A 22,600-nucleotide genomic window follows, 5' to 3' on the forward strand; every position below is an offset into this window, starting at 1 on the left:
TCTTATTTGCCTCCGATCCGGCCTGCCAATTCGAACATCGGACTGTAAAGTGCCGCCACGATAAATCCGACCAGCAAACCGACCGGAACGATCGCGAAATTCTGGAACCAGAAAAGCACGGTCTCGAGTTCGCGTTCTGCCCGAACCTCGACGACCTTTGCGTAGTTGTGAAATGTGCCCTGCATATCGGCGGTCTTTTCGAATGTCAGCAGCACGCCGGCGAACTCTTTCCCCATCAGAAATGGATACGGCAGGAATAGCTTGTGCAGATCGGTCGATTCGGTCATAAACCGGTGCCGTACATGCAGCAGCATCCTGGCATATTCGGGATTTGTCGCCGTTTCGGCAGCGACCTGAAATCGCTCGGTCATCGACGGTATTCCGGCCGAAAGCATTGCCAGCGTCCTTAGCGTCTGGGCGGCATAAAAATGCCTGAAAAATGAACCGAAGACCGGCAATCGCAGAGCAAGTACCTTCAAACGGTCCCGGCCTACAGCCGAACGTGCCCACCGCAGAAAGATCATCACGCCGATAACAACGCCGATCATCGCCGCAATTCCAAGCCAACTCGTCAAGAAATCAGAAGCACCGATCATGATGCGTGTGATAAGCGGCAATTTTGCGTCCTCGCCGGTCAGCAGCGATTCATAGAGCTCGACCATTTTCGGCATTACGTAATAAAGGACAAGTCCTACGGCAAAGATCGAGAAAAGCACGACCGCGATCGGATACATCAGTGCCGAACGTATGCTCGCCCAGATCGCGTCGGCCTTTTTCTCGGCCTCGGCAAAACGGTGCAACGTCAGCAGAAACGCGCTTTTGCTCGTGCCGCTGTCCAGATCCTCGGCGGTTCCAACCTCTTCGCCGATCCGCAAGGCGCAGATGAACGTGATCGGAAACAGCGGATCACCGTTCGGATCGGATTGCGCCGCGAAAGCCTCCGACAGAGAACGGCCGTTGATAATAAGTTCACTGGAATTGAGCAGGGCATCCGACAGCACCGTATTCGTTTGCGCAAATGCGAGAAGCCGGCAGACCTGCGTCGGGCTCTCACCGATCTCCATCAGGTCGCCGAACTGTTCGGCGAGCGTCGCAAATTCGACACCCGTCGGCCGACGGTTCTTCTTCTTGGTCGACCTTCGCGGGCTGATCGAACTGACATTTATGCCTGCCCGTTCGAGCTCTTTCTCCGCCTGCCTCAATTCCTTACTTTGTACAAATCCCCGCGTCTCCTGTCCAAGCGAATCGATGCCCGTATAATTGAATCCGTCCTCCGAATGATCTGGGTCGAATGAGCTCGAGAACGCTGTGCTATCGCGGCGAACCCTGTCGGCGACAAGGTCGCGGCCGGCGATGCCCGGTCCGGTTCTGATCTGTCTGTTTGATACTCTCATCTTCGTTCCTCCCGATGAGGCTTGTCCTACCTGACGGTTTCGCCTTCGATGATCCGCTCATGGCGGTCGATGCTTCTCTGTGCCGAGAGAGCCGCGGCGGCGATCGCTGCGTCTTCGTACATCCGATTTGTCACCTGACGTTTGCTCTCGACGAGTCCGAGAACCGCAGCGACCTCAAGCTCTGACGTGATCCCTGCCAGTACTTTTTCGCGGGCGACCACCTTCATCGGTATCAGATATCCTTTGTCGATCGCATTCTGGACGACGTCGCGGGCCGTCAGTGTTCGGTCCTCGACCCATTCCTTTACCTCGTCGTTGAAATAGAGCAGCTCTGCCATCGCCGTCCGTCCGCGTGTTCCCTTGTTAAAGCAATCGGGACAGCCAACGCTCTTATAGACCGGCCGATCGTATTGCACGGACGGCTTGGGATCGACGACCTTGCACTTTTCGCAGAGCTTTTTGATCAGCGATTGTGCGAGGATCAGGTTGAGTCCGGTCGAAAGGTTCTCTCGCGGCAATCCGAGCGAGAATAGTCGCGTCAGCGTATCTTCGACGTTTGCCGCATGAAATGTTGAAAGCACCAAGTGGCCGGTCAACGCGGCGTTGATCGCCACCGAAGCGTGTTCGCCCGAACGCAGCTCGCCGATCCCGATTATGTCCGGATCGGCCCGCAGGCACGAATAGAATGCGTCCCACCACGTGAACTGCGTATTCGGCCGCAGGCTCATCTGTGTCCTTCGTGCCGATCTGATCTCGATCGGTTCGCCGATCTCGATGATCTTAGACGTGTCCGGAGCCTCGAGCCCGGCGTATATCGCCTCGAGCGTATTCGTCTTGCCCGAGCCGGTCGCACCCGTAACGATTAGGATGCCGCGTTTCTGCGAATACGCCGCCTTCAGGTCGGCGATCTGCTGCGGCAGCAAACCGACCGCCGCGATATCGCGGATCGGCTTGAGCTGCGAACGCAGAACGATCGACGGTGCATAAAGCGTCGGCTGCGATACGAACCGCAGTTCGACCTCTGCCTTGCGTCCGTCGCGGAGCGCACGGACCTTGACCGTCGAGTCGATGTCCTTGAATTTCATCTGCGTGGCATCTTTGCCCGATATTTCGGCCATTCCCATACAGATCTGTTTGATCTTGATGAACGGAATATTGTCCCAGCGTACGAACATCTCGGCATCGTATCTGAATCGTATTCGCCCGGTCGGCTGGCCCGCCTCGATATGCATATCGCTCGAGCCGGACCGCAGGAACTCGGTCAATATGAGCCTGATGAATTCCTGCGTCGTCAGCTCGGCTTCATTTCGTTTGATATTTTGCTCGTATTCCGCAGGGTCGGTCAGGTCGATCCATTCTTCTGCTTCGCTCTCAAAATCCACGGCAGCCGCGGCTGATGCGGTGCTGGTCTGCTCGTCGGTCAAAAAACTCTGGCCTTCGCCCCAATTCTTGGTCTTCTGTGATTGCTTTTTGTGCTGATATTCGAGCACCTCGACCTGAGCTTTGGCGTCGTATATATGCGTGTGCATATACTCAAAGAACGGTTCTTCGATCGCGATAAAATTAACGTGGAACGGGCTGACATGCAGGGCATGGACCACGCCATTGCGGTGGTCGGTGTTATTGACCTGAACCAGGCCGACCTCGAAATGGAGCGAATCGTAATCACCGTTCCACGCGTCCAGGACGATCGCCTTGTACCGGCTCGATGCTTCCTTATTCAGATATTGCGAAAATTGCTGTGATGATTCGACCGAATAGGTCTTGTCGGGGCTCTTGATGACCAGCGATACGTACTCGCGAAGCTCTTCGGGCGTTAAGATCTCTTCGTTGTGCTTCTCAGCATTGTGGGAGGCGTTTCCATTCTGATTCAATTCTTCAAACGGCATAACCACCTTTCCTTACGGCACATCAAATGTTCATTCGCTTTCCGTACTTGGTTCATATCGACCTTAGTTTTCCTTGTTCGGCGTCGGCATCGGAGTCGGCGTCGCTGTCGGAACCGCCTTGGGCTCGCCAAGTTCGGCCCTTTTTAGCATTTCAGGCGTGATGGTCGGCACGTCCGTGGTTGCTCCGGGAACCTTGACCGGCTCGATCGTACCGCCGTACGGTATAACGGTCACGGAGATCGCAAAATAAAGCCTGTTGATCTGGGTTGACCTGACACGCCGCTTGAAGAGTTCGCCGATGATCGGAATATCACCGAGTCCCGGCGTCTTACTCACCGTCTTGGTATCCGAATCGACCGTAAATCCGCCGAGTATCGCAGTCTGCTCCTGATTAAGAATGAACTTCGACTGGATCGAACGGACCGCGACCGACGGAACACTCTGGCTCACCACCGACGTATCAACGTCGTTTGATTCGAGCCTCAACTCGAGGTTTACCGCCGTTGGAACTCCGTTCTCGTCGTCGATCACATGCGGCGTTACACGCAGCAAATTCGCTGCTTGCAGTATCTGCAGTGTTCCCGGCGAACCGCCGATGTTGTTCGCTGCCTGAATTATCACCGGTATCTGCCGGCCGACGGTCAGATCGGCCGTATCGCCGTCTAGGACCGTGGCAAATGGCCGGGACTTGAGTGAGATGACCCCATTCTGTTCGAGTGCCGTTACCTGTACCGTAAATTGTGCGGTGCCGATTATCGCCGAAAGTCCGAATATCGAATCACTCGTACCAAGCGGCTGCAAAAAACCCGGACCCAGCGTGCGCACGCCGCCCGGATTCAACTGGCCCGGCGACGTCGAGGTCGCGGTTCCCGTTCCGGTGCCGGTTCCTGTGCCGGTTCCTGTATTTGTGACAGGCGGCTGGCTCGTAATTCCGCCTAGTTGTTTGAGATTCGCCGATCCGAATATTGCTGATGATTGAACACCGATATCCCTCAGTTTATTCTCGTTCGCCGTGTATACAAGCGCCTTTATGACGACCTGGAATGGCGGTATGTCGGCGCGTTTGATCAGTTCTTCGATCTCAGCCAACTGTGCCTTGTTCGCCTTGACGAGCAGCATATTGCGTCCCGGCACTTGGCCCACATACGGCCTCCGCTGGACTCTCACGGTCTTGCCGTCTGCATCCTTTATCGTATACGTCGCCGCCTGGTCGGGAGCAGCCGAATTGCCCGCGGGGCCGAGGATCTGTTGTATCTCTCGTATCAGACGTTCAAATTTACAGCTCTGCATCAGGTCGTTCTGGCCGCCGCCGGCGCCGTACTGTCCGGTCGTTTGTTGACATGGGCTGTATTGCGACATTCCCTGATACGAACTCTGGCCGGCGATATTCTGGTTGCCCGAACTTGTCGGCTGCAGATATTTTAGCTTGATATAGCGCGTTTCGAGGCTCGACGCCTGCTGTTCGTCACTCTCAAGCTCGGTCAGGTCATCGTTCTTGACGAGCTGGATCGTCCGATCGTCGATGCACTTCGCTCTGATGCCCAGAACGTAAAATTGTGCCCTCAGGATCGATGTCCACGGGACGTTTTGCGATTTGATGTTGACCGGCAGGCGTCCGAGATTCGGCGCCGTGACAAAGCTGATGCCGAATCGGCGGTTGACCTGGATCAGCAGTTCGTCGAGGTCCGTCTCGATGTTCTGCATGTACGTCATCGACTCGCCGACGTATCGTTCATCGCAGAAATTGCCTTCAGCGACCGGAAATGAAATTGCCGGCCCGCTGTGATCGTTCGCCTCAGCGATCGAATCGGCGTTAGTGGCAGAAACACCCGCGATCAACACATAATTACAAAACAAACTCAGAGCCAAAACGGCTGTAAAAACGCTTAATATTCTCTCTCTCATTGGAACAACTCCTCTGAGCCATTTCCGGACATTCCGGCTTACTCATGTACGATCGCTCAATCATCACGCGTGACCGCTGCGGCGGACGCTGTCGAGGTTCCCGTGTCGATGCACGGCTCGGGCCGCCGGTACGATTTCCGGCGAATTCCGCTCTTTGTTTTGAAAATGACTTCCTGCTGATTAAATGAATCCAAATAACCATTCAAAAATGCTGTTCCCGGCGCAAAGCTGAACACCTTGCAAAGTGCCTTCGAAAACAGCATCACTTCTTCCCCGCTCGTACCTCCGCCGGAAAATCCGACCGGCACGAGGTCATCTATCACAAGGATCTCTGCCACCGGCCTGGTTTGCACAAGATCACCTTCGGGGCTCAGCCACCTTTCATATCGGGCCTTGATCGCGTCCGCGGATGAAATATCGACAACGGTCGCGGTTCCGCCCGCGGTTCCGGCTGCTGCAGCTCCGCCGGATGTCGAACCTCCCGACGTTCCGGCTGCCGCCGTCTGATCCGATGTTCCCGGACGAGCACCCTGTGATTGTGCGGCCTGCGACGTTGCGGCACTCAGCCCGCCGCGGTCGGCGAATGCATCGCTGACGTCATCCGCTGCGGGAGCGGGATCTGCGGCGAGCACCTTTGCGAGATCCGCCTCGATCTTCGGGTCGATCACGACCTTTGTTTGCTGTTCATTTGCCAAACGGTCCGCGTCCGCTCTATTTCCAAACGATGAAAAAACGTCGTAAGCAACAAATACAACCAGAAACGTCAGGAACGAAGCCGCAAAAATGCCGGCTAATGACAGCCCCAATCGGGCCGAGCCGGTCTCTGATCGAAATGATTCTGCGTATATGCTGATCATTTTTCTACCCTTCCTTCGTTGATAGCAACGTCCTTGGGCCCGTTCGGCAGTTCGGCAGGCGGCGGAGCATGGTATGCGACAAGCGTAAATCCCGCCGAGACCGACCCCTTTAGCGAAACGATCGAATAATCACGAACCAGCAATATGCGCGGCATTCGCGATATATCACCAAAGAATTTGACGACCTGCGGATATGAACCGGTCACGACGGCCGGGATCTCGCGCTCGTAGAGCTTGGCGGCACGGGGCGATTTGACTGATTCTTTTACGGCTAAGAGGCCGGTGAGCGTAACGTTGTTTCGCCTCGCAGCCATTTCGACCTGGCCGAGCACGTCGGCGATCTCGGTCTCTTTCGGCAGCAGCGGTTTCGCGTCTTCGTAGAGGTCGGTGACCTTGGCAAATTGGGCACGAAACTGCGTCTCGCCCTCGAGCATCGCCTCGGTCTTTCGATTCTCTAACTCCTTCGCCGCGACCTGCCGCTGATATTCACGCCCCGATTCGACCCAGCCTTTCAGAAGATACCCATAGATCAGATAACCAAGCCCGGCCGAGATGATCGCCATTACAACGAACGTCACAAATCCGCCCCGGCGCATCGCCTCCATATAAATGCCGTCGAACATTCGTTGAATTCCGGTTGTGCGTTTCTGTCTGTTCATGGCTTTCCTCTTTCGCGATTCCTACGTCGGCGGCCTCTGCAATGCTGCGGCCGGATCAGGCACTTGTCCCGGGGCCGTCTGGCCCGGAGCCGCGGGCTGAGTCGCCGGTTTGGGCTTCGGCCCAAATTCGGCCATCGGCAGATAATTTCCCTTGATACTCCAGACGACCACGCCCGGTGCAGCCGCGATATTATTGGTCAACGTCGAACCGGCGATCGAAGGAGCTTTCACTTGTCCTGCAGCCGTCAATACCGGTGCGACCTCCTGCACTTCGTACGCCAGATTGCTGAACAGACGGGTTCCGCTTTCAGCACCGCCGGCGAATTCGAGTGATTTGATGAACGACGCGACGGCGTCCTTGCTGCGAGCCATGCCCTTGATCTCGACCTCACCCTTTTCCGTCAATTTGAGATCCGAAACGTAGAACGACGGATCGATCGTGAACGGAAAGCTCTTGTTCAATTCCCGCAGCATTCCAAGTCCGACCGGCTGCTGACGGCGAAGCTGGCTGACCTGTCCGATAAATTCCTGATACCACTTGAGGCTCGACTCGTATGTGCGGCGGCGTTCGACGGCAGGCCGCAGTTCGAGCGTCCTCGCGTCAGCACGCGAATCGCGGATCGAGGTGATCATGTACGAGACGATTCCGCCCGCGACCAGAGCCATCAGAAATCCGGCAACTATCAGCGGGGCCGCAAAAACAGCCATCGCAGCACGATCTCGCCGTATCTCAAGACGGGCCTCGTCTTCGCGGCGGCGTTCGCTTTCCTCTGAATCCGCAAGTGCGAGGATGTCGCGGGCAAGGTCGATCGACGGCAGTATCTCGGATCCGGCGACCGCGTCGCCGCCGGACGCATACGAACCAAGCAAAAGTCCGCTCGCAACGGCTTCGTCCACTGGTTTTTCGAGAGCTATATAGTCAACGCCGGTCTTATTTTCCCATTCAGTGCTGAGACGCCGGGCGATATCGTCAAGGCCGCTCTCGCACACCCAAACGACCTGTGCGTATGTAGTAAGCTGCAGGCTCTTTAACTTTTCGGTCGTCATCTGCAGCGAAAGCTGGTCGAATGCCTGCCGTACGTATGCTTCGACGCTTTCACGATCTTCGCCGGGGTGGGCGTCCTTGATCTCTTTTGCCGGCTCACGTCTCGCACCGCGGCGTCGGCGTGTGATCTCGTCCGGGGCCAGAAATGCGTCTTCGCTGAAGAATCCGCATCGCGGGCTCCACAGCCCAAAACTGTATCCCGAGCGATTGATCATCAGGAACGCCGTTACCTCTGCGTCCTTTCCCGGACGCCGGGCCGCCGAGCCTTTGTCGGTGGCCGTCAGAAAATATCGTGCGATCGCTCGCAGCGGTGTTTCGATCGTCAGATCGATACGGCCGCCGGCAAGTGTCCGCATTCGTGCCGCCAGCGAATCGACATAAAGCCGCGGGACTTCGGTCATCGATATCTGCCCGTTCGGCAGCCGCCTGAGGCTGCAAGCCGTACTTTCGAGCGACGTCTCAAACACAGGATGATGATCTGTTCCGAGCAGCATTTGCTTTTCAGCATTGATCAGCCAATCGAGCAGCTCGTGGTCATCGAGTGCGAGCCTTTCGCCGTCAAGCGCCAAGATCCGCGTCCGTTCCGAGTAATCGGCGACCGACGTAATGAAATGAGTATCCTGTGAAAATGCCGGCAAGCCGAGATCGCGGGTGCGGTGCTCGTCCAGGGCCGAGATAAGATCGCTGTCGGAACGATAACGGACAAGGTCGATCTGAATATCTCGGGCCGTACCGCCTGTTACCGGCGACGCAGCCACCGCTTCGCCGGCATTGATCCAAACCAAAGCCGCCTGGTCGGGTGAATCCCATAACTCAACCCGTTCCGCGTCGTAGCTGTCGCCGATCGTTGTGGCTCGCTCTATTGGGTATCCGTCTCTCATATAATAATATGGGCTAATTCTAACTTATGACTACAATTAGCATCGCTGATATGACGGTGGTCACCTATTGTTGTGACGTTGGTCATATATAATGCGGTCAGTCCATGCGGCGGCCGCAAAGGTCTTTCAATTCCTCGACGTTCGACGACACCGACAGCGCCGTTTCCAACGTGATCGATCGGTTTCGATACAATTCTGCCAGAGCCTGATTCAGCGTCTGCATCCCGTATTTATCAGCTCCGGTCTGCATCACCGAATAGATCTGATGGATCTTGTCCTCGCGGATCAGGTTTCTGATCGCTGAGTTCGGTATCAAGATCTCCATCGCCATGACGCGGCCGTTCGCCGCCGCATTCGGCAGCAGTGCCTGGCACATGATGCCCTCGAGCACATTCGAAAGCTGCGTTCTGATCTCAGACTGCTGCGACGCGGGAAACACATCGATGATCCTCGTGATCGTCGAAGGTGCCGTATTCGTATGCAGCGTCGCAAAGGTCAAATGTCCGGTCTCGGCGACCCGCAGTGCCATCTCGATCGTCTCGAGGTCGCGCATCTCGCCGACCAGGACCACGTCCGGATCCTGTCTCAGGCCCGACCTCAGTGCCTCGGCAAATGAGAACGTATCCGAACCGAGTTCGCGTTGGCTGATCAGGCAATTCTTATGGTGATGGATGAATTCGATCGGGTCTTCGATCGTGATGATGTGCTCGTGCCGCGTCGAATTGATGCGTTCGATCATCGAGGCGAGCGTCGTTGATTTGCCCGAACCCGTCGGCCCCGTCACCAGCACGAGCCCGCGTGGCCGCCGGCAAAGGTCGGACACGACGTCCGGCAGCCCAAGCTCGTCAAACGAACTGATCTCATACGGGATCGCTCGGTAAGCTCCGCCGATGGTGTCTTTTTGATAGAAAATATTCACGCGAAAACGCGACAGACCTTTGAGACCGATCGAAAAATCCAACTGCCGTTTCTCTTCGAACTGTTCTCTCTGCTTTTCGGAGATGAACGAGTGCGTCAGCAGCTTGGTATCTTCCGGAGTCAGCGGATCGAGGCCCGCGATCGGCATCAATTGTCCGTGGAGCCTGATCTGCGGCGGGCTGTCGACCCTCAGATGAAGGTCACTGGCGCCTGCCTCAATTGTCTTGGTAAGTAGGTCTACGAGCGTCTGGCGTGGGTCGTCTTGGATTCCCATAATACAGGCCACCTCTGTCCTGTTAATAGCAATCCGAAACGTAGATGCGAAACCCGCTTGTTCCAAAATTGGCTAAGAATGTCGCTTCTACGACGCCGTTTTTGGATGCTCTACCGTGGTTGTACTCCTATAAATCATGCTTGTCAAGGACCTTTTTCACCGTCCGGTGCATATACTCGAGCTATACAAAAAACTTTGTGTCTTATTTCACATAGTCCTTGCTATTTTTTCAGTTTTGGGTTTATACCAATAACAGACAGCGTTTTTTTGTGCGGCGGACGCACATCTGATCGCTCTGATATCGACACGGCGCATTGGTTGATATGCACGATTCCGTTGCGCTTGAAATTTCGGTCGACCCTGCACTCGCAAGGCGCGTCTCAGTACTGATCTTTGCGAGGCTCGCCCTTGTCGTACTGATCGTGATGGCCGGCTGGTGGTGGATCTACAGCGATGCCCGCCTTTCGCTCAGCACCTTGCCGACCGGACTTGTCGTTCTTCTGCTCGTTTCCGTTTTTCTGGCAGCGGTATTCCAAGTTTGGCTGCGCGTCAGCCGAACACTGACCTGGCAGATCAGAGCTCAGTTCTTCCTGGATACCGTTGTGATCACGTGGCTCGTCTGGGAAACCGGCGACCTCATCTCGCCCTACATCACGCTCTACATACTGCTCATCAGCGTCGCGGGGTATTTCCTTGGCAAACGTGATGCTTATGTCGTAACGGCCGCATGCTGCGGCGCCTTTTGCATGCTGTCGATCGCAAGCTATTGGTCGATGATACCAACTATATCGGGCGGCATCGCTTCGTCGCGCGCGGTGCAGATCATCGCGTTCAACAACGCCGCGTTCGTGCTTGTCGGAATCTTGACGGCCCGTATTGCGGAACATCACAAAGTGGGAGCGGCATTGAAACTTGCGGAGGCAAATTTTGCCGATCTCAGCGTGCTCCATGAACGCATACTCAGATCGATAAATTCGGGGCTGATCACGACCGATCTAGACGGCAGGATCCATGCATTCAATTCTGCGGCCGGGAGGATCACCGGACTCAGGGCAGACGATGCTATTGGCCGCGAGGTTTTCGAGATCTTTGACGGTAGCGTTCGTCCGACGATCGAAATGTGTCTGCGTGAGGTACAAGCCGGCGGCCGTACACCGGCGAATTTCGAGGCCCCGATCGCGTCCGCCGTAATGACAGACAAACCGGCCACCGTCGCGTGCAGCGTGTCGCCGCTATGCGGCAGTTCTGACATCGCAACCGGCTTGATCATTGCGTTTCAAGACACGTCAGTGCTCCATGCAATGGAAGAAACGCTGAGGCATTCGGACCGGATGGCTGCCGTCGGCCGCCTCTCCGCCGGCCTCGCCCACGAGATACGCAATCCGCTCGGTTCGATGAGCTCGGCACTTCAGTTCCTTTCGGAAAAAGAAAAGCCCGAAACCGCCGAAGCCGCATTGATGAGCGTCGTGCTTCGCGAATCGGACCGTCTGAACCGCATCATTACCGATTTTCTGACCTACGCCCGAACGAAACCGGCCGGGACACATACCAGCGAACAGATCGAAATCAGCGCCGCGATTCGCGATTGCCTTGCATTGCTCAAGCACGATCCGGGCGTTTCGGAAAAGCACATTTTTGAATACGCTTCGCCCGAAAGCCCCGTCATACTGTGCGCCGATGAAACGCAGATAAAACAGGTCTGCTGGAACCTTGTCCAAAACGCGATCCACGCGATGCCTGACGGCGGCCGTCTGAAGGTCAGCTTGCTTGAGCCAAACGAACGGCTCGTCCGGCTCGTCTTTGCAGACACGGGCTGCGGTATCGCACCGAAGGACCGCAAAAGGATATTCGAACCATTTTACAGCGGCACCAAGGGCTCCGGCCTCGGGCTGTCTATAGTACATAGGATTGTCACCGATCTCGGCGGCGGGATCGACGTGCAAAGTGAGGTTGGCAGCGGAACCATGATCACCATCGATCTTCCCAGATGATCGCTGGATTCCGCCCCATACAATGATATGCCAAAGCTGATGATAGTCGATGACGAAGAAGGATACAGGCAAGTACTACAAACCGTATTCGAGGCCGAGCGCTACAATGTAATTACATTTGCAGACGGGCGGGCAGCTCTCGATCACCTCGCAGCAGACAAATGTGACCTGATAATCTCGGACGTTCGCATGCCGGACGTCGATGGTATCCAATTGCTCAAAGAGGCCCGCGAGATCGACCCTGATATCGGTGTCGTCCTGATGACCGCATTCGGCACGATGGACATTGCCCGAGAGGCGTTCAAGCTCGGTGCCGATGATTTCATTCAAAAGCCGTTCAACAACGACGAACTGAAGACGATCGTCAAACGCACCATCGACAAGCAGGCGATCATCAACGAGAACCGGGCCTTTCGCCGGGCTCAGCGGAATATGGGCAGCCTCGCGGGCATTATCGGCCGTTCGCCTAAAATGCTCGAACTGTTCAAGATGATCAAAATGGTCGCCCGCGAACACGCGACGATTCTCATCACAGGCGATTCGGGCACCGGCAAAGAGCTGGTAGCGCGCGCGATCCACGACCTTTCGGATCGCGCCGACAAACCGTTCATTCCGATCAATTGCGGTGCTCTCACCGAGACTCTGCTCGAGTCCGAACTGTTCGGCTACATAAAGGGAGCGTTTACAGGTGCCGGCGAGAGCCGGCCCGGAATGTTTGAGGCGGCGAACAATGGCACGATCTTTCTCGACGAGATCGGCGACATGTCGCAGGCGATGCAGGTCAAGATACTTCGCGTCCTGCAGGAACAGCGGGTCCGCCGCGTCGGTGCCCGCGACGAAACGCCGGTCGACACCCGCGTTATTACCGCCACCAACCGCGACCTCGGCCCGATGGTCGAGGACGGCACATTTCGCCGCGACCTCTATTACCGTGTTTCGGTCATCCCGATCCACGTCCCTAGTTTAAGCGAACGCCGCGACGACATCCCCTTGCTGGCGGACCATTTCATCAAAAAATTCTCTGCCCGATCAGGCAAGGCAGTTCGCCTCTCGAAACAAGCCCTCGAGATACTCAAAGGCCGCCCGTGGAACGGAAACGTTCGCGAACTCGAACACGCCGTCGAACGCGCTGTCACGCTGACCGCCGACGGCATCGAGATCCGCCCCGAATACTGCGCCGAAGACGCGTCAGCCGCTCATTTCCGCCATATCGATCTTCCGTTCGACGGCATTCACTTGCCCGAAGTGCTTAATGATATCGAGCGTAAATATGTTGAAGAGGCACTGAGCCGCACCTCGCACAATCAAACGCGTGCCGCCGCATTGCTGCAGATCCCGGTCCATGCACTTCGCCATCTGTTGCAGAAACACGAGATCAAATAAAAAATGAGAACGGGACCGTTCCCGTTCTCGAAAGGCATCTACGCCCAGTCTTCTCTAATTTTTTATACGATCCTCCTGCTGATCTTTCGATCAACGGTCCTATTGGATCGGTGCGGCTCCGTCGATATCCAAAACGCCTGCAGCACATGGTATCGCTGATGCCTTCTTGTAAATGACACCGTCCACACTCACACCGTAGTAGTTAGTTCCGGTCGATGAGCTCGCAGGTGCTGCGGCCGCGCAATATGTTGAATTGCCGGTTCCGCCGACCGTCACGGTGAATGTATATCCGCTCTTGGCCGGAGCTGCGACTGCCAACACGGCATCGACCAGTCCGGTAAGGTTTGGTGCGGTTGCATATGCAACGCTGTTTCCGAGCGTTGCCTGATAGGTCGCTTCGGCACTGTGATAAGTGCGAAGTGACGAAATTGCGCTTGCCTCGTTCGCCGCACGGCGTGATGCAAGCAGATTTGGAATTGCGATCGCTGCGACGATCGCGATGATGATCACTACCACTAGCAGTTCAACTAGTGAAAATCCTTTTTCGTTGCTTTTCATGATAACCTCTCCTCGAAACTGAATATTCCGTCTCTCGGGTTGGCTGAATGTGTACTGAATCTTCAACTTCACTCCAGCCGACTCAGATGGCGTTCGCCCTGTTTAGTCGCAAGGGCTATGCCACACAAAGCTGTTGATACAGAAGACCGGCTAAGTCATTGTTGTTCAACAAGATGCTGAACGGTATAAAATTACTGCTCGAGGCTCGCAAAGCAAAAAAATAAGACTTTTTCTCATACTTGGTAAGAAAAAGTCTTAACTCTGCCGCTCTTGTCTATCCGCGATCTTCGCCGCTCAACGTTTTGCCCGCAGCGTTTCGGTGCAGTCGTGCCAGACGTTCGCCGAGCACGTGAACAGCTCCGGAGCGTTTTCGCGGGTTTGCAGTTCGACCGAGACATAGGTCTCGCTGGTGCCGTATTTTAGCTGTGTCCAGCCAAGCTGCTGGCGGTGCTTCCAAATATACGCATACGCATAGGCATCGTTCCGGCCCTGCAGATGTTGTGCTTCGTGCAGCAGGATCATTGCCCGTTCGAGATCGTCGTGCGTCTTTTCGAAAAAGTCCGGCCCTACGGTAATGATCTCGAAAGGGAAATTTGTCGATGCAAATGAGCTCTCACCGGCAAACAATTCATTGAGCCAATTCTCGCCGGTCCTTATTGTTGCCGCATTACGCAGCAGGAACGCCTCAGTGCGAAAACCTTTTTCGTCGAGCAGATCGACCGCCCGGTCGATCGTCTGCCGCTCTGCGGCCGGCAGCGGCATCGAGGTCGCGACCAGCGAAAGATAAAAAATGCACAATGCGGCGATCCCGCAGGCGACATGACGGAAAAGCAGCAATGCGAACCGGGCCGCCCGGCCTTGCGGCGGCGGAATCGCTGAAATTGTCGATCTTGCGTACTTGTTCAAAGATTGTCGTGATCAGGAATTTTGATCGGTTGCGCCGGACGAGGTCGTCTCGTTAGTAGGAATTTTAGCGGACAGGCGTTGGAAATACAACTTTTTTCTCCGATTTGACAACATTGTTATAATTACAGGGGTTCGTCCCGGAGAAATGAACCTTGGATCTTGAACCGCGGCGGGTTTCATCTAAAATCGATCTTTGGTCGAACTAAAGTTCCAACCGCTGCAGCGGCACAGCGATCGGAGTTTTTATGGTATTTGAGACAAACAGAGATGTTCTTGAGTGGTACGAGCGGCAGCCGCGGGCATTGACGCCTGCATTTATCTCATCTATTCCCTGGCAAAAGGTGAACGATCATCCTTTCGATGAACGACTGATCCCGATACTGTTCTACATGCGCGATGTCGAGACCTTGACCGACATGTACCACCGCGAGCTGCTCCGGACGCCGACCGGCAAAGACCCGCACATTAGCAAATTTATGGAGCGTTGGGGCGTCGAAGAGGTAACTCACGGCGAGGTCCTCAACCGGTTTTTGAACGAACTCGGCGTCGAGACCGGCGAAAACTGGCAGGAGGAAATACGCCGAAACGTGACCAAGGCCTACAATGCGAATTCGTATCTGTTGACAACGCTGACCAATCTTGTCGGCAAAAAGTTTACGGCGACGCACATGACCTTCGGAGCGATCCACGAAATGGAGGCCGCACAAGGTTATCGCCGCCTGGTCGCCCTCGCCGATCATCCGGTCTTAACACAGATCCTTAACGGCATCATCCGCGAAGAGTCGGCCCACTGCCAATTTTATTGGAGCGTGGCCCGCCTTGAATTGAACGGAAACGAACTTGCCCGTCGGATCGCCCGTTTTATCACTGAACATTTCTGGGCACCCGTCGGCCAGGGAGCACTCAGCAAAAAACGGACGGCCTACATGATCGCTACGCTTTTCAGCGACGACCAAGCTATGTCCAACCTGGACAAGACCGTTACCCAACGCGTGCGCCAATTGCCGGGCTTTGCCGATATAACAAAGATGACCGAAACGATCGGCGGCATAGCTAAAAATTCGACGTTCCGCCTTGAAACTGCCTGATCTCGTTAATTCTTGCGGTAATATTCAACGCCGCCGCTTAATTCAACGCCGATCTTGCCCTCCGCTTGGGCATAATCGAGGTGTGCGATCGACTCGGAGATCGACAGGAACCGGTGCACATCGTGATCGAACGAATCGGGAAACAAACGCTTGGCAACCTCAAATGCCGTGATGCCGGTGCTGTCTACAAAGCCGATCACCTTCTTCTGCCGTTCGTCGATCGCACGGACGTACCGGTGAAATATCTCGTCAAAATCGGTCACCGGTTCGCCATGCCCGCAATGGGCCAGTGTGGGCGCATAACTCTTTAATTTAGCGAGACTTACGAGGTATTCCGCGAGAGAACTGAAGCGTTTGTCCGGTGCCAGCGGATGCGGCGAGACGATCGGATTCGGAGTTATCCGTTTGAGCACGCAATCGCCGCAGATCAGCGTTCGGTCGGCCTCGCGGACAAAGGAACACGAGCCCGGCGTGTGCCCAGGCGTGTGAAGAACCCGAAGCGAACCGCCATCAAACTCAAGCTCCATCTCGTCCTCGAGATCATGAAAATCACCATCCGCGAGCGAATCGGTCAGCAAACTGATCTCCTCGTACATACCGCGCAATTCGTCGAAAACAGCCGACGGCACGCCGCTTCGCATCATCAGGTTTCGGTGATCTTCGTGAGCCAGGCGGCCGAACAGATGGCCGGTTTCCCATTTGTGGATATAGATCTCGGCATTTTTCGCCTCGTCGCGGACCTGTTTGGCGAGGCCGCAATGATCTTCGTGGGCGTGGGTCAGTACAATTCGCCGGACATCCGAGAACTGAACGCCGTGTTTGCCGAGCTCCCGCCGCAAAGCCTCGGCTGCCTGCGGCGTCTTTGGCCCGACGTCGATAAGCGTTAGCGGATCTTCTTTGATCAGGTAAACGTTCACGTCGCCGACATAGAATGGGGTCGGTATCGAGATCGGGATTATCTTCATATTTTACGTGCCGGCCAACAGACGAATTATCTCGAATAATTAGAAAAAGACAAATACCGTTTTCGCAGCCTGATCGAACCCAAATCAGCCGATTTTCGGACGATCGGCCGGGAATTCGTCAATTGTGGACTTAATTTCGTCTTTCCAATTAAATAAGGGCTCGCAATTACAAAATTATTACATTTTTGCTTGCTAAAAAGACCGATTTGGGTTAAAAAATTCAAAGCAAATCTATTCTGATTAATTGTCTGCCGATAAATGTTCTGAATAACCGTTTACGACAAGGTGCGTGATCCCTCAAGTATTGAGAATTTCGACCTCCCCCTCGTCGAAAAAGTTTCCGGCTCCGATGGCAGAAGATCGAACGAATTAATAGTCTAAAGGAGAAAAAAAAGAATGAGAGTATTTCCGTCAAACGTGACAGCGGCGGCCACTAAAATTGGTCTGTTCTTCGCTGTTTCAATGCTTTTTGCATTGTCGGCTTTCGCACAGACCCAATCAAACGCCGCCGACCTGACCGGAACGGTCACCGATCCGACCGGAGCCGTCGTTGCCGGCGCATCTGTCCGGGCCAAAGGCTTGGCAACCGGCATCAGCCGCAACACCACGACCGATTCACAGGGCCAATACACGATAGTAGGCCTGCCTCCGGGTGAATACGAAGTGACCGCTGAGGCCGCGACGTTCAAAACAAGCGTCATCTCGGGCGTCAGACTGACCGTCGGACAAAGTGCGAATCTCACGATCAAGCTCGAACTTGGTGAAACGAGCGTTGTTGTCAACGTCACCGGTGACGACGTACAGCTCGTCGAAACTTCAAAATCCGGCGTTTCGAATACGATCGACCAACAAAAGATCATTAATTTGCCGATCAACGAACGAAGTGCGACCGGCTTTGCTCTCACGCTCTCGACGGTCGGCCGCGACAATGGCCGCCCTATCGGCCCTGCACCGACCTCAGGTTTGAACATCGGCGGACAACGCGGACGTTCGACTCAGGTCAACGTTGACGGAGCCGATTTTACGGATAACTCGATCAACGCGGCCCGTTCGACGGTCTCGATGGAAGCCGTCCAGGAATATCAGGTCGCCACAAACTCTTACACCGCCGAGTTTGGCCGTGCCACGGGCGGCGTCGTTAACGTCGTCACCAAACGCGGGACCAACGATTTCCGCGGTAATGTTTTCGGATTTATCCGTGACAAGAGTATCCAGGCCCGTAACGCTTTTTCTCCGATCGCGGAGCCTGATTTCCGCCGTACGCAGTGGGGAGCCACATTTGGCGGGCCGATCATCAAAGACAAAACATTTATCTTCGGAGCATTTGAACGCCGTCAACGCGACGAGTCAGGCTTTTTCACCAGTGATGTGGTTGGCAATTTGACATCATCGGCGACGATCCCGGTCATCGCCGGCGTCAATCCGATTGCCCGGACATTCGTCAATCTTACTTCTCAACAGGCTGCGGCGATCAACGCCCTGGTCAATTCCGGCGTTGCCGCCAACATATGTGCGGCCCGTGCATATGCTTTCTTTGCGTCGAGCGGCGGCCAAACGGCACTGCTCGGAGCCAACCCGTTGACCAGTCCGAACGACGGCAGCGTTTGCCCGGCGATTTCGCCTATCGGCCCTGGTGCTATCGGCCCCAGATTTTTGCTTAGCGGTGCTCCGGTTCCGCTTACTGCGACAAATGCCTCCGGCTTGCCGATCGCATTTCGTCCGCTCAACGGTCTCCAACGGATCTTCCCGGTCTCTGAACGTGCAAATTATTTCACCGTTCGCGGCGACCACAACGTCGACGAGAACAACCAGATCTCGATCCGTGCCGGCTATAATACCATCGACCTGACGGGAATACAGGTCGAATCGCAGAACCAGTCGCTCGGCCAGAACGATTTTTCGCGAACCGGCGTGACGACCGTCAGAGACTTCTCGTTCAACGTCTCCGGCAACTCTATCATCGGCGCGAATATGTCGAATGAGATCCGCCTCAGCTACGGTAAACGCGACACCACTTTCAGGTCGCAGAACGGTGACGCTGTCGCCTACAACATTTCAGGCACCGCGTTCATCGGCCGCGAGCTGTTTTCGCCGGTCGAACGTATCGAAAAGCGGCTCCAGTTAATGGATAACTTTAGCTGGACCATCGGTTCGCATACCCTCAAGGTCGGCGGCGATATCAATTTCGTCAGCATCCCAAGGGCCCATTTCGAACTCAACTTCGCCGGACTCTACAACTTCGGCAACTTTGCGGCCAGCAACCTGAACGCCGGATTTGCCGGCCTTCCGGATTTCACTCCGGTCCAGAGCTATGGCCTCGGGCTTCCGTCGACCTACATTCAGGGATTCGGTAATCCTGATTCGGTCATCAAGAATAAGCCGCTGGCATTCTTCGTTCAGGACACCTGGAGAGTTGACGACCGTCTGACGCTCAACTACGGTATGCGTTACGATATCGAGTTTACCGAGACGATCGCTCCTGTCGGTTTCCGCGATCCGCTGACCGGTATCAATCTGGCATCGTCAGACATCCTTGCCGCTCAAAATGCTGTCGGCGTTCAGCAGGGATTTCCGCGTGACACCAACAACTGGGCACCTCGCTTCGGCTTTGCGTATGACTGGGCAGGCGACGGCAAGACCGTGACCCGCGGTTCGATCGGACTTTATTACGATCATCCGCTCCTCGTAGCCGCTTTCAACTCAGACATCGCCGATGCCGCTCAACAGCAGCAGGCCGTTCTTACAGCCGGCAGCCCGGCCCCGACATCGCTCTTTAATGCCGCTCAGGTTTTCCACGGAACGGTCTGCGGTGCTCAGGGCTCAAGTGCAGCAATCTGCGGTGCTGTAATTACACCGGGTGTTGCGGCTTCGTCCCAGTATCAGTTCGGCCGTCAGCGTTTTAACGATCAGACATTCACCGGCTTTGGTGCTGTTCTGCCGTTCACACTTCCGATCGCGGCCAACTTTGAGTACGCATCGGCCATTCAGGCAAATCTATCGATCGAGCGTCAGTTGAATCGTGACACGTCGATCTCTGCAACCTACATTTACGTTGACGCCAAGAACCTGCCGCATCCGACCGATCTGAACACTCCAAACTCGGCGTTGCAGATCCAGAATTTCCAACGCTTCTTCGGCGGAGCACTTCCGACCACCACACAGGCGGCAGTTGCATTCTCGATCGCTTCGACGGCTCCGGGAACGGCGACCGGCGTCGGCTGTTTCGTGGTCATCCCGGGAATGGTGGCACAGTGTCCGAACGGACGCGTCGTCGCTCCGGCGATCGCCAACTTCTTCCGTCCGAATGCACCGAACTACTTCCTGGCACAAGCCCTCTCGGGTGGTTTGGTAACCAAGGCGGTTCTCGATTCGCAGCTCGGCGGCAGCTTGCGCACACCCGGAACGCTCACGCCTTTCGGCAGCGTCAACGCTCAGGTCTCTGACGGTTCGTCGAACTACAACGCGATGAATGTCGAGCTCAAGCGTCGCTTTGCCAATAACCTCACATTCCTGGCGAGCTACACATGGTCACATTCGATCGACGATTCGTCCGATCTGCAGACCTTGCTCATTGCTCAGGATGTGAACAACTTTGGAGCGGAAAAAGCCGATTCACTCTTTGACCAGCGGCACCGATTCGTATTCAGCGGCCTCTTGTCGTCACCGACACGCTGGAGAAAGGGCAACGCTCTGCAGAAGTTCCTTGCTGATTTCACGGTCGCACCGATCATCGAGTTTTCGTCCGGCCGTCCGTTCAACATCATCACGAATGTGGACGCAAACAACGACCAATCGAGCCAGACCGATCGTCCGGATGTCAGGCCCGACGGAACATTATGTGTCCCTTCGACACCGGCAACCGGAACAGGCTCGATCGCACCGGGATCGCCGTGTTCGCTGTTCGACTTCAATGCACAGGGACAGCTCGTGTTCGGCGTGGGCAGCCTCGGACGCAATAAGGGCAAAACACATGCGTTCTCGTCGGTCGATCTGCGTATCTCACGTGCGATCAATTTTGGCGAGCGTTTCCGCCTCGACTTGATCGCTGAAGGGTTCAATCTTTTCAACCGCTTCAACGAGGGTTCGGCTTCGCCGTTCTTCACCGACGTAAATTCGTTTAACCAGCGTGCGGAAGGCAACCGTTACTACAGCCGTCCGACCGCCGCTTACGATGCACGTCAGTTCCAGTTCGGAGCAAAATTCAGCTTCTAGGCCGTTGGCTTAGAACATAAAATTACGGCCGGACAGTAAGATGCTGTTCGGCCGTTTTTCTTTTCTCAATGAACCTATCCAACCGGATCAAAGACAAAGCGAGTGAGCTCGGATTTTCAAAGACCGGCATCGTCGCTGCTGATGCCCTCGATGCCGAAGCCGCCAACCTGCACCAATGGCTCACTCGCGGTTTGAACGCCGATATGACATGGATGGAGGCCAACCTCGAGAAGCGCACCGACCCGCGCGTCCTCTTTCCCGGTGCCCGATCGATCGTCGTCGTCGCTCAAAACTATTACACAGATCACAAACACGACGAGGCCCAAGGCCGCGGCAAGATCTCACGCTACGCCTGGGGCGACGATTATCACGATGTCGTTCACGAAAAGCTAAAGGAACTATTGGCATGGATAAAGGTCAACGAACCGTCGGCCGATGGCAAGATCTGCGTCGATACCGCTCCGATGATGGATAAGGCATGGGCTGTGCGTGCCGGCATCGGCTGGCTCGGCAAACACTCAAACGTCATCACGACCGAGATCGGTTCTTGGATATTTATCGGCTCGATCATCCTGAATATCGATCTCGAGTACGGCCAGCGAGACCGTCGTCGATCACTGCGGAACATGCACCGCTTGCCTCGATGCGTGCCCGACGTCGGCCATAATCGAACCTTACCTCGTCGATTCGAAAAAATGCATCTCATACGCGACAATAGAGCTGCGGGGCGAATCGCTGCCCCGCGAGATCGCCGAACATCAAGATGGCTGGATCTACGGCTGCGACATATGTCAGGACATATGCCCATGGAACCGCTTTGAAAGTCAGACGGACGAAACGAGATTTGAACCGCGAGAAAACGAGACCTCGCTCGTTCTGGATAGTGTGATCACGATGACGCACGACGAATACGTCGAGCGATTTCGCCGCTCCGCGATGAAACGCTCTAAGCTCGGCGGACTCAAACGAAATGCAAGATCTATAAAAATAACCTCTCAGGAGACATTTAATGGCATCAGCAATATCTAAGAAAGTATTGGCTCACACACTTTTGATAGCAGCCTCGATTCTGGTTTTCGCGGGCCTTTCCGCCACACAGACCGCGGCCCAGTCAGCCGCAAGCAAGGAATACAAACGCCTAGTTAACCTGCAAGCTGCCCTGCGTAAGATCCCGATGGATCGGCAGAACAAGGAACCGCACCGTTCATTTCTCAAACGAAACGATAAGGACATCGTTTACAGTGAACCCGCTGGCGAATGGTACGTCCGCTCCGACCGTTTTTGGGATCTGCAGAAAAAATACAAAACTCTGCCGATCGCCGATCAGATCGCTTGGACCGCCGCCGAGAATCAATTGCCCGGCGAATGTGAGGGCTATATCCCGTGTCACCTTTCGGTCGTCCGTATGACCTACGGCGAATACCTTTCGCTTTACCCAAACGGAAAATACAGCCGAAAGGCGTTCAAGAGACCGTCAAGTCACTTGGATATATGGCCGATGATGCGGTCTCGGCAAAGAAAAACTATGATGGCGATCGAAGCCGGAGACGACGCTGAATTTACCAAGGCCATTAAAGATCTGAGGGGCATTTTTTCAAAGACCAAATATCCCGAAACCGCAAAAGCACTTGCCCAGCTCAAGCAGATCGAAGAAGGATACAAATAAGACGAAATT

The 22,600-nt window shown here is 55.2% G+C and carries 16 protein-coding genes; 6 read left to right on the top strand and 10 right to left on the bottom strand.

Annotated elements, in window-relative coordinates; all coding sequences use genetic code 11:
• Positions 1 to 2 precede the first annotated feature (2 nt).
• From IPK01_03760 to IPK01_03790, 7 genes are all read right to left on the bottom strand, one after another.
• On the bottom strand, positions 3 to 1,394 hold the full coding sequence (locus IPK01_03760) for a type II secretion system F family protein (GenBank protein ID MBK7932611.1): 1,392 nt from the start codon (positions 1,392 to 1,394) through the stop codon (positions 3 to 5).
• Between the two features lie 26 nt (positions 1,395 to 1,420).
• A complete protein-coding gene (gene tadA, locus IPK01_03765) occupies positions 1,421 to 3,283 on the bottom strand; it encodes a Flp pilus assembly complex ATPase component TadA (protein MBK7932612.1) in 1,863 nt (620 codons plus the stop codon).
• Positions 3,284 to 3,346: 63 nt separating this feature from the next.
• Positions 3,347 to 5,188, bottom strand: a complete 1,842-nt coding sequence (locus IPK01_03770) for a hypothetical protein (GenBank protein ID MBK7932613.1) — start codon at positions 5,186 to 5,188, stop codon at positions 3,347 to 3,349.
• 56 nt (positions 5,189 to 5,244) lie between these two features.
• Complete coding sequence (locus IPK01_03775) at positions 5,245 to 6,045, bottom strand: hypothetical protein (protein ID MBK7932614.1); 801 nt, start codon at positions 6,043 to 6,045, stop codon at positions 5,245 to 5,247.
• On the bottom strand, positions 6,042 to 6,704 hold the full coding sequence (gene pilO / locus IPK01_03780) for a type 4a pilus biogenesis protein PilO (protein ID MBK7932615.1): 663 nt from the start codon (positions 6,702 to 6,704) through the stop codon (positions 6,042 to 6,044). The genes IPK01_03775 and pilO overlap by 4 nt, the downstream gene beginning before the upstream one ends.
• 21 nt (positions 6,705 to 6,725) lie before the next feature.
• Positions 6,726 to 8,630, bottom strand: a complete 1,905-nt coding sequence (locus tag IPK01_03785) for a hypothetical protein (protein MBK7932616.1) — start codon at positions 8,628 to 8,630, stop codon at positions 6,726 to 6,728.
• A 97-nt stretch (positions 8,631 to 8,727) separates the two neighbouring features.
• Positions 8,728 to 9,822 (bottom strand): type IV pilus twitching motility protein PilT, encoded by a 1,095-nt coding sequence (locus IPK01_03790; protein MBK7932617.1) that lies wholly within the window; start codon positions 9,820 to 9,822, stop codon positions 8,728 to 8,730.
• A gap of 323 nt (positions 9,823 to 10,145) precedes the next feature.
• Here IPK01_03790 and IPK01_03795 point away from each other — a divergent pair, with 323 nt between their 5' ends.
• On the top strand, positions 10,146 to 11,813 hold the full coding sequence (locus IPK01_03795; protein MBK7932618.1) for a PAS domain-containing protein: 1,668 nt from the start codon (positions 10,146 to 10,148) through the stop codon (positions 11,811 to 11,813).
• A gap of 27 nt (positions 11,814 to 11,840) precedes the next feature.
• Positions 11,841 to 13,196: a sigma-54-dependent Fis family transcriptional regulator gene (locus tag IPK01_03800; GenBank protein MBK7932619.1), complete on the top strand. Its 1,356-nt coding sequence runs from the start codon at positions 11,841 to 11,843 to the stop codon at positions 13,194 to 13,196.
• 99 nt (positions 13,197 to 13,295) lie between these two features.
• On the opposite strand, the gene IPK01_03805 is transcribed toward IPK01_03800, so the two are convergent.
• Together IPK01_03805 and IPK01_03810 are read right to left on the bottom strand one after the other, a co-directional pair.
• The gene (locus IPK01_03805) at positions 13,296 to 13,754 is read right to left on the bottom strand and encodes a prepilin-type N-terminal cleavage/methylation domain-containing protein (GenBank protein MBK7932620.1); all 459 of its coding nucleotides are present in this window, start codon (positions 13,752 to 13,754) and stop codon (positions 13,296 to 13,298) included.
• A gap of 294 nt (positions 13,755 to 14,048) precedes the next feature.
• Positions 14,049 to 14,660, bottom strand: coding sequence for a hypothetical protein (locus tag IPK01_03810; GenBank protein MBK7932621.1), 612 nt, complete (start codon positions 14,658 to 14,660; stop codon positions 14,049 to 14,051).
• 245 nt (positions 14,661 to 14,905) lie between these two features.
• Between IPK01_03810 and IPK01_03815 the strand changes: the two genes are divergently transcribed.
• The gene (locus tag IPK01_03815) at positions 14,906 to 15,748 is read left to right on the top strand and encodes a ferritin-like domain-containing protein (protein ID MBK7932622.1); all 843 of its coding nucleotides are present in this window, start codon (positions 14,906 to 14,908) and stop codon (positions 15,746 to 15,748) included.
• Positions 15,749 to 15,753: 5 nt separating this feature from the next.
• Here the strand turns inward: IPK01_03815 and IPK01_03820 are convergent, their stop codons facing one another.
• Positions 15,754 to 16,713 carry an MBL fold metallo-hydrolase gene (locus tag IPK01_03820; GenBank protein MBK7932623.1) on the bottom strand — a complete coding sequence of 320 codons (960 nt, stop codon included), beginning with the start codon at positions 16,711 to 16,713 and terminating at the stop codon, positions 15,754 to 15,756.
• A gap of 396 nt (positions 16,714 to 17,109) precedes the next feature.
• Here IPK01_03820 and IPK01_03825 point away from each other — a divergent pair, with 396 nt between their 5' ends.
• The 3 genes from IPK01_03825 (at position 17,110) to IPK01_03835 (ending at position 22,591) form a co-directional block, all read left to right on the top strand.
• Entirely contained in the window at positions 17,110 to 20,925 is a 3,816-nt protein-coding gene (locus tag IPK01_03825; protein MBK7932624.1) for a TonB-dependent receptor, read from the top strand.
• A gap of 68 nt (positions 20,926 to 20,993) precedes the next feature.
• Entirely contained in the window at positions 20,994 to 21,746 is a 753-nt protein-coding gene (locus tag IPK01_03830; GenBank protein MBK7932625.1) for a DUF1730 domain-containing protein, read from the top strand.
• A gap of 188 nt (positions 21,747 to 21,934) precedes the next feature.
• Positions 21,935 to 22,591 carry a hypothetical protein gene (locus tag IPK01_03835; protein MBK7932626.1) on the top strand — a complete coding sequence of 219 codons (657 nt, stop codon included), beginning with the start codon at positions 21,935 to 21,937 and terminating at the stop codon, positions 22,589 to 22,591.
• Positions 22,592 to 22,600: the final 9 nt, after the last annotated feature.

Source organism: Acidobacteriota bacterium (assembly GCA_016713675.1).
Taxonomy (GTDB): Bacteria; Acidobacteriota; Blastocatellia; order Pyrinomonadales; family Pyrinomonadaceae; genus OLB17.

Bases quoted from the DNA above. Each gene is read 5' to 3' on its own strand.
- IPK01_03820 (MBK7932623.1), bottom strand. From the start codon at position 16,713: ATGAAGATAATCCCGATCTCGATACCGACCCCATTCTATGTCGGCGAC.
- pilO (MBK7932615.1), bottom strand. From the start codon at position 6,704: ATGAACAGACAGAAACGCACAACCGGAATTCAACGAATGTTCGACGGC.
- IPK01_03825 (MBK7932624.1), top strand. From the start codon at position 17,110: ATGAGAGTATTTCCGTCAAACGTGACAGCGGCGGCCACTAAAATTGGT.
- IPK01_03795 (MBK7932618.1), top strand. From the start codon at position 10,146: ATGCACGATTCCGTTGCGCTTGAAATTTCGGTCGACCCTGCACTCGCA.
- IPK01_03815 (MBK7932622.1), top strand. From the start codon at position 14,906: ATGGTATTTGAGACAAACAGAGATGTTCTTGAGTGGTACGAGCGGCAG.
- IPK01_03770 (MBK7932613.1), bottom strand. From the start codon at position 5,188: ATGAGAGAGAGAATATTAAGCGTTTTTACAGCCGTTTTGGCTCTGAGT.
- IPK01_03775 (MBK7932614.1), bottom strand. From the start codon at position 6,045: ATGATCAGCATATACGCAGAATCATTTCGATCAGAGACCGGCTCGGCC.
- IPK01_03800 (MBK7932619.1), top strand. From the start codon at position 11,841: ATGCCAAAGCTGATGATAGTCGATGACGAAGAAGGATACAGGCAAGTA.
- IPK01_03760 (MBK7932611.1), bottom strand. From the start codon at position 1,394: ATGAGAGTATCAAACAGACAGATCAGAACCGGACCGGGCATCGCCGGC.
- tadA (MBK7932612.1), bottom strand. From the start codon at position 3,283: ATGCCGTTTGAAGAATTGAATCAGAATGGAAACGCCTCCCACAATGCT.
- IPK01_03830 (MBK7932625.1), top strand. From the start codon at position 20,994: ATGAACCTATCCAACCGGATCAAAGACAAAGCGAGTGAGCTCGGATTT.
- IPK01_03835 (MBK7932626.1), top strand. From the start codon at position 21,935: ATGGCATCAGCAATATCTAAGAAAGTATTGGCTCACACACTTTTGATA.
- IPK01_03805 (MBK7932620.1), bottom strand. From the start codon at position 13,754: ATGAAAAGCAACGAAAAAGGATTTTCACTAGTTGAACTGCTAGTGGTA.
- IPK01_03790 (MBK7932617.1), bottom strand. From the start codon at position 9,822: ATGGGAATCCAAGACGACCCACGCCAGACGCTCGTAGACCTACTTACC.
- IPK01_03785 (MBK7932616.1), bottom strand. From the start codon at position 8,630: ATGAGAGACGGATACCCAATAGAGCGAGCCACAACGATCGGCGACAGC.